Source organism: Caballeronia sp. J97 (assembly GCF_905220305.1).
Taxonomy (GTDB): Bacteria; Pseudomonadota; Gammaproteobacteria; order Burkholderiales; family Burkholderiaceae; genus Caballeronia.
The window spans coordinates 17,743-31,080 of the sequence record NZ_CAJMZL010000009.1 but is presented as its reverse complement, the minus strand read 5'-3'; the positions used below and the strand labels follow the sequence as shown (position 1 = coordinate 31,080).

General features: G+C 56.7%; 12 protein-coding genes. 4 read left to right on the top strand and 8 right to left on the bottom strand.

Annotated features, from left to right (window positions below; all coding sequences use genetic code 11):
• Positions 1 to 27 precede the first annotated feature (27 nt).
• Positions 28 to 834, bottom strand: a complete 807-nt coding sequence (locus U4Y90_RS14255; RefSeq protein ID WP_321795294.1) for a PP2C family serine/threonine-protein phosphatase — start codon at positions 832 to 834, stop codon at positions 28 to 30.
• Positions 776 to 1,453: a vWA domain-containing protein gene (locus tag U4Y90_RS14250; protein WP_321795292.1), complete on the bottom strand. Its 678-nt coding sequence runs from the start codon at positions 1,451 to 1,453 to the stop codon at positions 776 to 778. Before U4Y90_RS14250 ends, U4Y90_RS14255 begins: the two co-directional genes overlap by 59 nt.
• 534 nt (positions 1,454 to 1,987) lie before the next feature.
• Between U4Y90_RS14250 and U4Y90_RS14245 the strand changes: the two genes are divergently transcribed.
• From U4Y90_RS14245 to U4Y90_RS14230, 4 genes are all read left to right on the top strand, one after another.
• Positions 1,988 to 2,371 (top strand): transposase, encoded by a 384-nt coding sequence (locus U4Y90_RS14245; protein WP_321795291.1) that lies wholly within the window; start codon positions 1,988 to 1,990, stop codon positions 2,369 to 2,371.
• Positions 2,372 to 2,384: 13 nt separating this feature from the next.
• Positions 2,385 to 3,293: an IS66 family transposase gene (locus U4Y90_RS14240; RefSeq protein WP_321795289.1), complete on the top strand. Its 909-nt coding sequence runs from the start codon at positions 2,385 to 2,387 to the stop codon at positions 3,291 to 3,293.
• 14 nt (positions 3,294 to 3,307) lie between these two features.
• Positions 3,308 to 3,796 (top strand): hypothetical protein, encoded by a 489-nt coding sequence (locus U4Y90_RS14235; protein WP_321795287.1) that lies wholly within the window; start codon positions 3,308 to 3,310, stop codon positions 3,794 to 3,796.
• 290 nt (positions 3,797 to 4,086) lie between these two features.
• Positions 4,087 to 4,740: a hypothetical protein gene (locus tag U4Y90_RS14230; protein WP_321795286.1), complete on the top strand. Its 654-nt coding sequence runs from the start codon at positions 4,087 to 4,089 to the stop codon at positions 4,738 to 4,740.
• Positions 4,741 to 5,132: 392 nt separating this feature from the next.
• Here the strand turns inward: U4Y90_RS14230 and U4Y90_RS14225 are convergent, their stop codons facing one another.
• The 6 genes from U4Y90_RS14225 to U4Y90_RS14200 all read right to left on the bottom strand — a co-directional run bounded on the left by U4Y90_RS14225 (position 5,133) and on the right by U4Y90_RS14200 (position 13,323).
• Positions 5,133 to 5,972, bottom strand: a complete 840-nt coding sequence (locus U4Y90_RS14225; protein ID WP_321795284.1) for an H-NS family nucleoid-associated regulatory protein — start codon at positions 5,970 to 5,972, stop codon at positions 5,133 to 5,135.
• Between the two features lie 248 nt (positions 5,973 to 6,220).
• Entirely contained in the window at positions 6,221 to 7,318 is a 1,098-nt protein-coding gene (locus U4Y90_RS14220; protein ID WP_321795283.1) for a hypothetical protein, read from the bottom strand.
• A 588-nt stretch (positions 7,319 to 7,906) separates the two neighbouring features.
• Positions 7,907 to 8,449 (bottom strand): hypothetical protein, encoded by a 543-nt coding sequence (locus tag U4Y90_RS14215; RefSeq protein ID WP_321795282.1) that lies wholly within the window; start codon positions 8,447 to 8,449, stop codon positions 7,907 to 7,909.
• Between the two features lie 211 nt (positions 8,450 to 8,660).
• A complete protein-coding gene (locus U4Y90_RS14210) occupies positions 8,661 to 9,350 on the bottom strand; it encodes a hypothetical protein (RefSeq protein WP_321795280.1) in 690 nt (229 codons plus the stop codon).
• Positions 9,351 to 9,509: 159 nt separating this feature from the next.
• Positions 9,510 to 11,141 (bottom strand): ATP-binding protein, encoded by a 1,632-nt coding sequence (locus U4Y90_RS14205; protein ID WP_321795279.1) that lies wholly within the window; start codon positions 11,139 to 11,141, stop codon positions 9,510 to 9,512.
• Positions 11,125 to 13,323: a Mu transposase C-terminal domain-containing protein gene (locus tag U4Y90_RS14200; RefSeq protein WP_321795277.1), complete on the bottom strand. Its 2,199-nt coding sequence runs from the start codon at positions 13,321 to 13,323 to the stop codon at positions 11,125 to 11,127. Before U4Y90_RS14200 ends, U4Y90_RS14205 begins: the two co-directional genes overlap by 17 nt.
• Between the last annotated feature and the right edge of the window lie 15 nt (positions 13,324 to 13,338).

The following is a 13,338-nucleotide window of genomic DNA, read 5'->3' as shown; positions in this document are numbered from 1 at the left end:
TTCCCGAGACTAAAACTGACGGCGCGCTCATCGGCTTGAAAGCAGAATGAGGGTCTTGTCGTCGTCGGTCCGGTCGCAGACTGCTTTACTGTCCAGGTAGCGGCCCAACGCCCCCGACAGGGCGCCGAGGCGGCCTTGCTCGCTCGCCTGGTCGATAGGCCGCAGCATTGGCTCAAAGAAACGCGGCGAGGGCGCCAGTGTTGCTTGTTCCAAGGCCACAGACTCAATGCCGTCAGAAAATAGCGCGAAAGCGTCGTATCCCGTGTCGATACGACGGGCGCGCAATCGCGCCTCAGGGTCGTCCGTCACAAAAAACGTGGTCGATGCAAATTCGCCACTCTCCGGAGTCGACACGGTTTCCCATTGGCTGCCCTTCCTTGCGACCACCGCGCCGTCGCCGATGTGCAGGCACAACGCCTCATCGCCGCAGACAGCCAGAAGAACGAGCGTAGCGGCGAGTTGGCGGCGTTCTACGTTTCTGTTGGAGGCGGCGCGTCCCAAGCGATCTCGCAAATCATCGATCCAGCACACGATTCGGCCGTCGCCCGGAAGACGCTCCTTCCGATCAAACCACTCGCGAAAGTGGCAAGACAAAGCCCGACAGACCAGCGAAGCGCCTTCTCCGCCAAGGCTCGCGCTGCCCGCACCGTCGGAGATGACCGCGCAAAGTGAGCCCTGAGCAGACAGTGAGACGCTGAAAGCGTCCTGCTTTCGCGTCCCCTGCCTAACGTGAGACGTCCCGACGCGTGACGCCGCCGCCCAGCGCCAGCGTTTGTCAGCCTGCAACTGCCCACCCGTCCGGCGCGGTCGGATTGGCCAGCGGCACCTGGTCACCCGGGCTGGATCTGGATACCGAACCCAAGGAAGCCGACAGCCACGAGAAGAATTCGCGAAACGCGAGGCCACGGAGCTTCAGAGGCTGGCGAACAGCAATTTGAGAGAGCAGGGTCATGTCGGCCTGCTCGACGCCGACCGCGTAGAACATAAACTCTTTCCGTTCTTCGCCCGTGCGCACTTGCTGCGCAGCTTCTTCCCAGCGGTCGGTCGGCGCGCCGTCAGTGAAAAGAAACACCCATGGGCGGTAATACTTCACGCCGTTGGCGCGGTAGCGGTCTTTGCGCTCGCGCAGGAGTTGAAGGGCTTGCGTAATCGCCTCGCCCATTGGCGTCGACCCATTCGCCTCGTAGGCCTCCGGGAAGAAGCCATCCATAGTGGCAAAGTCATGCCGAACCGCGACAGGCCCGAACGTGACGATCGCAACTTCCACCCGCTTGGCCGCCATGGAATCCGCATACAGCTCGTCTTTAAAAAGTGACAACGCCTCGTTGAGGTGCCGAATCGGCTCGCCGCGCATGGATGCCGACGTGTCCAGCAAGAGTATGCACGGGCAGCGGGGCTCCGGATTCTCCAAAAGCTCCGCGTCGACGAACGGTTGTTGCTCAAACTCTTCCATGGGCCCTCTCGGCGATTGTTGTTAACGTCGGATAATTTCAACAGCAGAGTATAAAAGGGCTCATGCTCGCCGCAAAGGAGTGTGCGTGGAAACGACAGCGACGGGGTCAACCCGCCCAAAGCCGGTAAAAACCAGTTTTTGATTGCGCCTGCCAGAGCTCCGCCTCAGCATCGCCCAAGTAGAAGACAGGAATGCGTTCGACCTTTGGCGAGCTGCATTTGGTGACGCTTGTGTGACTCATCCAATTTCGCAAGAAGGCATCAATGCATGGCTCAAGGTACAGAGATTCCAGCGCGCGAACCTCATCTCGCCGTCGCGGTGACGCGCGTTGGGTAAGCGCCTGAATTGCGCGTAATTCAGGGCTCATGGAGCTTGTGAACGTCGCACGAAATCGGCATTATGGTTGGTATGTTGCCCGCCGCCATCGCTGCCGGGGATCTTGCACTCGAGCTCGAGGCGCTGTAAGCCTTCGCACTCGAACAGAACCGGCTCGCATGCGTTTTGTGGGAGCAACTGGAGAGCCTGCAGCGTCAGATGTCGCAGCTCAATCGCGCTCGCTTCGGCGCGAGTTCTGAGCGCCTGCCGGGTCAGTCCGAATTGTTCGACGCTGCCATGGACATGCCTATCCCTCCGGAGCCGGCGAAGGTCCCTGTCACGAGGTACGCCCGCCGGGGACGCCCCGCATTGTCAAAGGAAAGGACCTGCCAGGCGCACGCGTCAAATATGACCTTAGCGAGGAACAGAAGGCCGCATTCGACGCGCTTGAGTGTATCGGCGAAGAGCGTAGGGAGACGCTGCATTATGAGCCGTCACAGCTCACAGTCATGGACATATCCGCTTCAAGTATGCGGCGAAGAAGGATGGCGAGTCGACCATCGTGACGGCGAGCGCTCAGCCCTCGCCGTTGCCGAAGAGTAACGCGAGCGCGAGGTTGCTCGCGAACATCCTGGTCAATACCTACGTTGATCATTTACCCTTGAATCGGCAAGAGATGCGCTCTGCGCGTCGCGGTATTCACCTGCCGCGGGCCACGCTGTGTGAATGGAAGTTGGCCGCAGCAGACCTGGTCGGCGTGCTAATGCCGTCGCTGCGTTCACACCAACTGCAGGCACCGGGCATGCACGTCGACGACACGATACTGCCTTTGCTCGAGAAGGGTCGTAAGATCATCCGCACTGCGCGATTATGGGGCTACCTTGGTACGGGCCAACTCGAGGGGAACGGCGTCTGGGTCGATCACCCTCCGGCGGTCGTGTTCAAGTTCGCAGAGTCGCGCGCGGGCGACATCATCGCGGTCGCTTGCTGGGCGCATTGCGCCCGTCGGTTTTTTGAAACCGCCAAGACCCAAAGCAACCCGGGGCTCGCGGCACAGGCGCTGCAGTGGATCGCCCAGCTATACGCCATCGAGCCGCGAATCAACCACTGGATGCCCGACGTTAAATATGCAGTGCGGCAAACTGAGGCCTTACCGGTACTTGCAAAGGTCCGTCAATGGCTGGAAGGCAACATCATCTGCTTGCCGGCTCAGGCACCGCTCGCCAACGTGTTTGGCTACGCGTTACGGCACTGGCAAGCACTGGTTCGCTATACAGAGAGCGGAGTCCTGCTACCGGACAAGAATGCGTTGGATCGGCAGATCAGGCGGAATGCTCCCGGAAGACCCAACTGGACCTTCGCAGGTTCGCCGCGAGGCGCTCGTGCGACGGCCACCATGTACCCGCTGCTCGGCACGGCTCGGGTGAACGGCTTAGAACCCTATGCGTGGCTGAAAGTGACACTGGAGAAGTTGCCATCGCATCCCGTCAATCGCGTGCATGAACTGTTGCCGCTTGTCCGCTAAATACCCCGACATTCATGAATATCCTGGACTCCCTTCGGCAGGCGCCCAGCGCCGAGTTGTATCGCCTCTATCTGACCATCGGCAAAATGCTCGATGACCCCCGACGCGTTCTCGAGGTCCGTCAACGAATGCACATCGGCATGACTGTCCGATACATCGGTGACAATCCGTTGGGACCGCCTTCGGAAGGCACTATCACCGAGCTGCGGCATACGCAAGCGGTCGTACAGGACAACATGACTCGACGCCGATGCGCAATGTTGTATGCGGCGATTCTCCTCGATGTCACTGCAGCCCCAATTCAAAATGAAGCGCCGCCAGCGCGTCCGCGCTCCGAAGAGTTCTTCATCGGCGACACCGTGGGATTCACCGACAAGCATCTGAACGAGCGTGTCGGCACTGTCGTCAGACTGAACTCGAAAACGGCGTCGATCGCCGTGACAGACTCCGAAGGACACTGGCGCGTCTCCTACAGTCTATTACGAAAAATCTTCGATGTCTGATGAAGTCCGGTCAACACGGGATGTGCTGATGGGTACCGTGCTCCAAAGCGTTTCGAAAGGTCGCACGGTTGCTGGGAAGGTCCACAATCTTGAAAGCACTTCCCGACTATGCCCGTCAAAACCGACGAATACATCTTAGAAACGCCGGGGTCCGCATTTTAGATGCGCGCGAGTGTGGTCGATCGCTATATGAGGTAGGAAGCAACTGCGCCGTCACGGCGGAGTACGTCGACCAAAAGGGTAACTTTAAAACCGCGTACAGCGGCATTCCACACAATGCGAGACGCATCATGAAATACAAGCCCGATGACAACAGCGGCGTTTTTTCGGTAGGTCAAGTGGTCGAAGCAAAGTTTTTCCAAGAAGGATTTCCAATCGCACGGTCGGTGCCAGCAGACTTTCCGGTCTTCACCGCGTCGCTGGAGCATCTTGATTACTTAGCGTTGGCCGACGCGGTAGATGCGAACGGCCCGGTGTCGCTGAAGGCGCAGAAAATGAAGGATACCTCTTCCGGAGTGTTTCATTTGACGCTGACAAGTGGCGCATTTCGCGTCCATTGGTTGTGTGACGCTGGTGCCAGAGAACTTTGGTCGGCCCTTAAAGTCTGGGAAGCGTCCAACGAGTGTGCTTTCGCATTCATGCTACCAGAAAGTGCGCCCTACGATTGTTTGTTTAGCAAGGTCGAATTTGCTGTTGCCGCCGAGTTGGAAGAATTGCGGCCAGCCAGTCTCGAGTCGACGAAGACGAGTAATTCAGATTTGGTACGGGCAATGATTGAAGCACGAAGCGATGTTATTCGGATGCGCAAAAAGCATGAAACAGCTTCGAACCAGTGCGATTCAATCAACGTACTGATGACAAGTCGCATCGCGCAGCAGATGAGAAACACTCCGTCGAACGAGCGAACGATTGCTGCGAACTACGTAGCGAAGACGCTTCATTAAGAATGCTGAGTGTGCTCTCGGAGAGGGCGACGACGCTTTGTTTTGCACACTTGTGCACCACGGTCGCGAAGAGTAAGACTGGGTAGAGAAAGCTCGTATTTGACTATCTGCTTAACACTGCATCCTGTATCGCGGCTATAGAGTCCTCTCTTCTGCGTGAGGCAAACATCGAAGAACTGTCAGCAGATTCATAGGCCCCGACGAGTTTAGGGCAGTGAGTATCCCAATTTAGTTGCCCGGTGCGTGCAAGGTGTCGTACTAGCTGCGACAATGACCCGTTCTGCGCCTTCGCGAACGGGTCACTCGTTCGATAGCGACACCTCGTGAATGAGCCGCTAAAAAAGCATCCATTGGGCAAAACTCCTTTGCGATCAGTCGACTACAGCCTGCACTTAGCTTGCTGATGTTACGTCGCTGGAATCATTTGCCTGCAGAAAATCGGCACCCGTACCTGGCGTATCGCCTGACTTCGCCGATGCTTTCTTCGAGGCGACTTTCTTAGCGGGCGTCTTCTTCGAAGCAATTCCAGCTTCCGACTCTTTCCCGACGGACTGTGCAACAGGCGCGCGTTTGCTCGCAGTTTTCTTGGCAGACGTCTTTTTCGTGGCAGCTTTCTTTGTTGGCGCCTTCTTGCTTGCGACGGACTTCGTAGCAAGCTTTTGCTCAATCCGCTTTCCAGAAGACGTTTTTGACGCCGTGTTTTCTATCCCTGAGGCTGACGCATCGGCTGCACCCTCAATCAAAAATTTAGTTCTATCCTTCGCGTTGGCAAGCCACCCCGGGGCTTTTCCCCGACCGCTCCATTCGGCACCAGACTTTGGATCCCGGTACTTCGCAGGTTGCGGCCCCCTCGGATAATTACCAGACTTTTTTGGAGCCTTTGAGGCAGCTGACGCACTGGCCCCACCGTCGACAATCAAATACGCGTCGCGGGTTTTTGCGTTCGCAATCCAACCCGGAACTCGACCGAAACCACTCCAGGTTGACCCAGACTTCGGGTCGCGATACTTTGGCGCAGGACTTGGTTTGCCGCCTGACGTTGCCTTGGCGCTAGTTCTTTGACCGCTTGCCATTGATGCGTTGCCGTTGTCGATGTCGGTAAAAGTGAGCCCATGCTTGTTCATCAAAGCATGAATCTCTTTGATGACGCTCGCCGATTCCTTTTTCGCAAGCGCTTCGGCCTGCGCTTCTAGTTTTGCAATTTTCTCGCGCAACGCCCCGAGAGTGGCCATGACTTTCCTCCGCTCAAGTGAACTTAATGGTGCGACTATGCCACACTCAGTCTCGCTGGTGCCAAAAAGTTGCAATCGAATCAAACGTCAACGCCGCGCTCGACGGACGTGCTTAGGTTGAACGTCCGGCACGTTAGCCGTCAATCATCAGCAAACGAATTTAAGAACAGGCCATTACATATGCTCTGGCGTGGCCGCGGCTGCCTCGTAAGGATGTCGCTTCAGTACGGAAAGCACCAGAGGTCAGACTAAAGCGTCTTGCGTGGACGCAACCTTATTCTTGGATTATGCGGGAACAGCACAGCGTCTTGGCGCGGCCTCAAGGGGGGTAGTTTTTTTCCTTGTCGCAAACAGAGTAGCGCGGCTTCGAAATCTTCCCATCGACCAGATCGTCGAAGATTTTGGTAAAAGGAGCTGACTCTAGTTGCACCCTCTACCATTCCGTTCGCGCTGCGCCATCCCATGCCCGTTGCAAGTTTGATGAGTATCGCATCGACTATCGCTCGGTCATCGTTTGGGCCGTCTGCGGGGTTGGCGCGGATGATATGGTTCAATCGCAACCATTCGGAGTCTGCGAGGCGCCAGCCATTTGGTCCTTCAATGAGCTCGGATTTCTTCAACACGGGATTTAGTTGCGTGCCGGAGCGATCGGCAGACGGAAGGATGAATTGAGTCGGTTGTTCGCCCGCCCACGAGAAAGCGTGTTCGTTCGGTTCCAAGCGATGCAGAGACATCGCTGAGGCGACAAAAACCCGCCCATGAAGCGTACCAGTGAGCACTGCATCTCCGACCAGCTTCGGCAGTGCAAGGCGAATCGCTCTACGCAGAGCGTTCGCGTAGACGGAAGCAAACGCCTCACGTGCCGATGGAAAACAGTACATCCACTGCACACGCGTTGGTCCAGACGCTGCCGCCCCTATGCGGCGCCTTAAGTCACGATGTAACGGTGCGCAAACAAGGCCTGTTGCCTGCAATACCGGCGCGACAAGTTGGTCGAGGCTTGACGGACGATAAAGATGATTGAAAAAGATAGCATTCGGCATAAAGAGCGCCCTCGTTAAAACTAAAGCAGGGATCAGCAGGCGCAAGCCTAAATGGCGAGCGACGTAGATTTCATGAGAGTCATCCCGCAGGTGGTATTGCATGCCCGATAAGGCTAAATATTCGGTTGAGTCCGAGGCCTGCCAATCGTCAAGATTCGTCGTAAGCCTAAGCTTAGACTTACCAGACTCTGGCATCTGCAATTGCCATAACGACGATGCGTCGACCCAACTTATGTCGCCGTCGCTGTGAATGACTTTTCCCTCTAGTCGCCCGTCCTTGCGTTCAATCGAATGCAGCCACATGTTTTCGCTCCTTGATTGTGGAACGTATAGCGACCGCCTCATCTAAAATGGCTGCAGCAGCCGGATGTCCGTATGCCTTGTCAAAAGAAAATTAGGCCGATGACTGCGCAGTCGAGCGATCAAAAGACGCCGTTAAAGTCCAGGCAGTCCCAATGCAGATGGCAAGCGAATCTATCGCGAAAGGAGCCGTGGCAGCCAAACACCGACTGAACCGACTAAGCCATTGTCTAGCCTTTTGCCGCCTGATCGCACGGCGTCCCATGTCCAAGATGGGTCGGTTCAGCCGCCGTCTCAGACCGAGCGCGCACAAATTCAGACGCTCGACGACAGTCTCTGCCGACACGCGTACAGCCACCCGGGCGGTGCGCTCCTCCGCTCGCGGTACCGCTTAGACTGGTTCGGTGACATGCCGCGTTTCGGAACCAAGCGGGCGAGATGGGCGATGCGACGGTCGCCGTATTCCGACCTGGAGCGCCACTGCCGCCAATCGGGTAGTCCCGCTCTGTTGCAAAGAGCGTGTTCAGGCCGAGATCGTGCGGTATTGCCTCTCGGCTTAGACGGTAAGCCGCCCGACGCATAGAAGAGGATTCAATCAACCTCAAGCGAGCCGAATCGGACATTTTTTGGAAGCATTGACTCCGACTGACTGAAGGAGCTGCAGTCGATGTCCCCAAACGTTCCGAAAAAGGCTGCAAGCAGTCGCTGCCGGTCACCGTCCGTGACGTCGAACCTCGCGATCGTCCACCCGACTGCATGCACGAAGAGGACCGAAAAGCATTGCCGAGAGAGCAGGTTGACTTCGAGCGAGTCAACGTCCATCGCGATTGACGAGTTTCCCAACAGGATTAAAACATTCCGGTTCGGCTCTTCCGGGGGGCCATAGCACTTAATTTCAAAATATCTAGAGATGTTGGCGATGTCGCAAGGCTCTGCGAGAACTGCGACACAGGGCGGGTTGTCGTCTTGCTGACCCACGCCAACCGGAAGATCTTTCGCCGCAATAAAAAACGTTCGTTGCCTTTCTGTGCCGCTAGTCGCGCGAATAAGCTCAACGACATTATTAGTTGTAATGCCGCTTTCCAGATCGGCTGGATGAATGGCGTTATCGCTGATTCGCTGATGTGATTGCATTGATGCTGTCCTTCCTTTGACGCGCACTCGTGTGTAGTGAGCGACGAATTTTCGTCGCTGACGTAACAACCTATGGCGGTTGGCGTAAGCGATTCGTCGGCATTGACTCGCAAGAAACGACCGCCGAGCTCGAGGCACGACGGTCGCGAAAAGAAACGTGATAGTTCAGCGGGGACTTCGTGCACGACCGAGCGTCGTACGCTGGTGACGCTTATTCGTTCCAAGAACACACGTCGGGACACTGCTCAGCGAAAAGGTCGGGTGCCGACCGAGCACGTGCCGATGCGAAATACTGGGCCAGCCGTCCATCGTTTCCGATTTCGAAATATGCGGCCGGTACGATAGCGATATTATCGGCCGCTCCGCTGACGGGTGACCCGAGGACTAAGATGCTCCGTGCCGCTCTTTCGTCGTCGTGTTGATAGTTCTCTCCGGCCGACACCTCCAGTGCCTCCCACGTATTGAGGAAGCGCTCGCTCCAGTTGTAGCGGACCAAATAGGTGATGGCCCGATGCAGGAAGAAAACGAAGAGTGAGCCATCGGAGCCGAAGAGAGGTTGAAATCCGTACTTCGGCTCGAACGCGATAGGGCCGTTCCCAAGAAGAAACAAGGATGTTGCTTGGCGGTGCTCGAAGTCGATTTCGTTATGCGGGATGAGCAAGTTCGCAGCTTGTGCGTCCCAGTCAATGTCTTCGTTGGAAGGAACGGCAAAAGCCAAAACATGTGTCTCTGAAATCGCTTGCTGCAACTCTTTTGGGAGAAAAACCTTGGCTACTGCAGCGCACGCGGCCAAACCAGCGTGCTCCGCACAAGCTACAAGTTCGTCGAACAACGCGATGTTGTCAACAATAGTAATGGCGTCGCGTTGACGACTTGCACTTTGGTTGATGGCTTGGGTCATTTTCTGTGTCCTTGCAGTGTGGTTGGGCTCGGCGTGTAAGGGATCCGTTTTAGCCTTTTCCGCACAGTTTTGATGCGAAGCCAGGCTTGTAAGCGTCGGCGCCTGCGGGCCTCGCCTGGCGCCGCAAAAACGTTCAACTGGGACAGGCGATATGCAGCCTCAGAGGCCCAAAACCTCATCCAGTCGGCACGCCGCTCCCATCGCCACCAGATGACTGAACGCGCTGCTACCGTCAGCCTTTGCCCGTAATATCGCCTGGCGGTAGTCGTCCGGAGCAAGCGTCACGGGTGGCTCGTCAAGCTTCTTCTTGCTGCTTTTCGTAATAGCGCGCGGCTTCGTCAACGCCAAGGCTGCCTCTGCGCCGGCAGCGATGCCGGTGACCTTGCCGGCAGAATCGACCTTCCTTGCCGCCCAGACCGCCCTGTCGTCTTCAACGCCCGCCTTCTGCAAAACACTTGCGACTGCCGGCACGAATGCTTTATCTCCCGGGCGCACACTGGCGCCACGCTGGCGAGTGCCCTCGAAGGTGGCAAGCGTGTCATCGAGCAGCGATGTCAAGTGCACAGGCGGGATGTCTTTATATGTACGCAGCGTTTGCGCGTCACCAGTGCGCATTGCGTTCAGCATCCGTTTCACTGGCTCGAGCTCGGCTTCAAATACGGAGGTAATGGTCGCGCTAGAAAATGTCTCACTGCGATCAAGCATCGCTCTCCATTGGGCACAAGCGAACAATTTGATTGCGATGTCGGGCACTCCCTGCGAGCAAGCCAGCATCGTGTTTGACATGCCCTGAGTTAGGGTGACGGGCTTCTTGTTCCATTGATACGCGAACAATTCGGTAACAAAATCTTCCCATTCTCCGGGCTCATTGAGGTCACCGCTCGGTTGAAAGGTCGACCAAGTGGGAAAACCGTGCCCCGCGCTGCGTCGGCCTTGTCTGAAATCGAGCCCCAGAAGTTCGGACGCTTTATGGGTACCTACAAAGACCATCGGAACGCCCAATTCGTTCGACGCTGTGACCAGGGCAGACATCAGCGTCTGCTTCGACGTACCAGCATTGCTCAGATTTTGGATTTCGTCGACCACGGTTACGCCGACGAAATGGTTATGCATGGCGCGAGCGGCCTGGTTTAGAAGCAGTTCTCCGCTGTTGCCACGTCGGTTGACGTGCATGTCGAAGTACCCGGCATCTGGAACGAGCTGGTCGATTTTGCGCAGTATCGAGGCAGCGAGTCCCTTCGTCGACATGCCATCGTGGGGAGCCTCAATGTGCAGGTAAGGTATCTGGTAGCAATGCCATTTCTCGTGGTGAATCACTGGCGGATACCACGAAAAAATTCGACGTATCGTCGTCGTCTTTCCCGTACCAGACATCCCCACGACACGCGACGACAGCTGCTCCTCGGTAGGAGGCAGATAGGGGGCGTTGAAGGCTCGACCGGCCTGCATCGCCTCGTACAGCTGTTGAAATACGCGAACGTGTTCCGCTGATGAAGGGCGTCGCCCTACATAGCCGGAACGAATAAGAGTGTCGAACGCACGTGCGAGCTGGACGTGCCGCTCCATCGGTCGGAGAAACGAAGACAGACCGGCAACCATTTGAAGTCGCTCGTGCGTCTCCCATTCTCGCTGCTGCTCGTCAAAATCAGGGACGACCATCAGCCTATCGATAAGCGTGTCATCGTCCACAGACGGAGGCAACGCTTCAATGAGAGGGTTTCCACGATAGCGTGGAATACGTTGGGGCGAGTACTGTGCCTCAACAACAACCTTGTTATTCATTGCGTGCATTCAATTTCTCCTGAGCCTTGCGGCGTAACATGTCGCGCAAAGGCGATGACGTTTTACCCCCGGTGGGACTCGCAGTGGCGCCTAGCTCCAACCCCGGTGTCGGCTGGGATTCGCCACCGTCAAAATGCACTGGGTTTGCGGTCGTCATCTGCGTTTGCAAAGGGATGACGTTTTGGGGAAGCGATTCGGGAATTACCGGCATAGCGGCATCTTCGCGCCGACGCGCCGCGAGTTCGGCTGCGCGAGCGAAAGCAGTGTCCGCCCGTCTTCCAGAGCGCGATTTACCCTTGCTTGCAGCCTTGCGTTCTGCAACCGCGCTCGCACTCAGAAGTCTGATGTGCTGACGCAACTCGGCCTTCGCCTGATCGGCACTGGCCTTATTCTCAAAATTGTTAAGCTCAGCTCGACGGAAGATATACTCGACTTCGGCGAACGAGTAGCCAGAAAATTCCTTGCTCACAGGCGCGAGCTTGCACTCAAACGTCTGTCGACGGTCTGCGGGGTTATAAACGATGATGGAGGACGCGGAGCGAGGGTCATACGACACTTCGACGGCAAAGTTGCCTCGCCTTCCCGCTTGTACGTACCATCCGAGTTCGCTTGCCGACGGGCAATCGAACACCAGCCGCCTAAACTTAATTCCGTCTTGCGTCACTGTCGCCTTGTCTTTCGGCAGCAGTTGTAGGCGGAGAAAATCATAGTCATACCGAGCAAGCGCGCCACTGCGGCGTGCGACGTCGTCGTTCCACAAATCAAGCGGTACGGCAGGCGTGCCAGAGAGCACATGCCGCGGCTCCAGCCGATAGCCCTTCATGACCTTTCGATTGTGCGCGATGACATGCTTGATGACTATCGACGTGAATTCATCCAACGTCAGAGACGCGTCATGATAGTAGCGCCGCTGTCGACGCTTGATGGCGTTCATTGGCGGCTCATATCCAGGCGTCACATCTGCGATCGACGCGTGAAGCAGCCTAAACCCGCATTCGACAGTACCTTTTCGATGCGGCAAAAGGGACTGGGTATTAACGACAGTCGATTGCATTCCATCGCAAATCCGATAGCTGTTGTTGCTGTTCATCTCGCCGCGGTCGCCGACCCACTTTTCCGGAAAAGTAGCGTCGGCAGGCCAATCTTCCGGGTCGTATGGGATGCCATACCGAGCGCACAACGCTTGCTTGTCCGCTGCAACGCTAAGAATCGCAAGCATTGCGCCTGTCCACGAGGCGTTCTCGAGGCCGACATAGAAACCAACTACGAGTCGGCTCCAGCGGTCATAGATGAGATAGAGCGTAGGCTTTCCGATAATGGTCGAGCGGTCTTCTAGCGCAACAAGGAACACGTCACCGATGGTTGCGTCGATTTCGTAGATGTGGCCGACGCCTACAGCTTCTTCGAGCGCGCTTCCGAGATGAGCGCCATGCTCGCGGTCGAATTCTTTCGATCCGCGCTTTTTCCGGAGAATTTCCGTGAGCGTGAACTTCGTTCGGGCAATATGTCGGAATTGAAATATCGACGGGCATTCTCCGTCCGGACGCAGATATCTCGTGCCGTTGCCGTCGAGGTAGGAGTAGAACTCCTCTCGCATGCGAAAGTGCGCGCCGGCGAGGGTCGATATCTCGCCGTCAAGATAGTATTTCCTGATTGCGGTCTGAACGTTCTTGGCGTCAGCGGGCGTCATCTGAAACGTTCGGTACTTCCCATCCTTGGGCCGACGTCCGCGACCGGCAGTCAGCTTCTCGGTCGAGCGCCCGATCTTGTCAAAATCAGGGACGAGCGCAAGCCGAGATTGCCCGTTACGCCAATATAGTCGAAGGTATCGATACAGCGTCGTTTCGGATATGCCTAGCTCTTTCGCGCGCGCCTCGACCAATGGGCCGCGAGCGGACGATACGAAAATTTGAGAATGGTTGATGAGCGGCTCGATAGCGTCATATGCCTTGTACGCTCGCCTTCTCGCCGTTTCTGAATAAAAGGCGAGGTCAGGTTGTTGACCGGCGTCCGACCCGCGAAGCGCCTTGACGGACACGTGACCCGTCAAAACGCCGAAGTCCCGATATTCAGGCCACCGACCGGCGCCGCTCACGGGCATGACCCACCCGCGATGCCCCTCGGGGTCAATGGAGAGAACGCGGTAACGCGTCTGGTCGGCAGCATCGAAGAGGTCGTTCCTGAGCAGCATGGCTTGGTGTCGAGT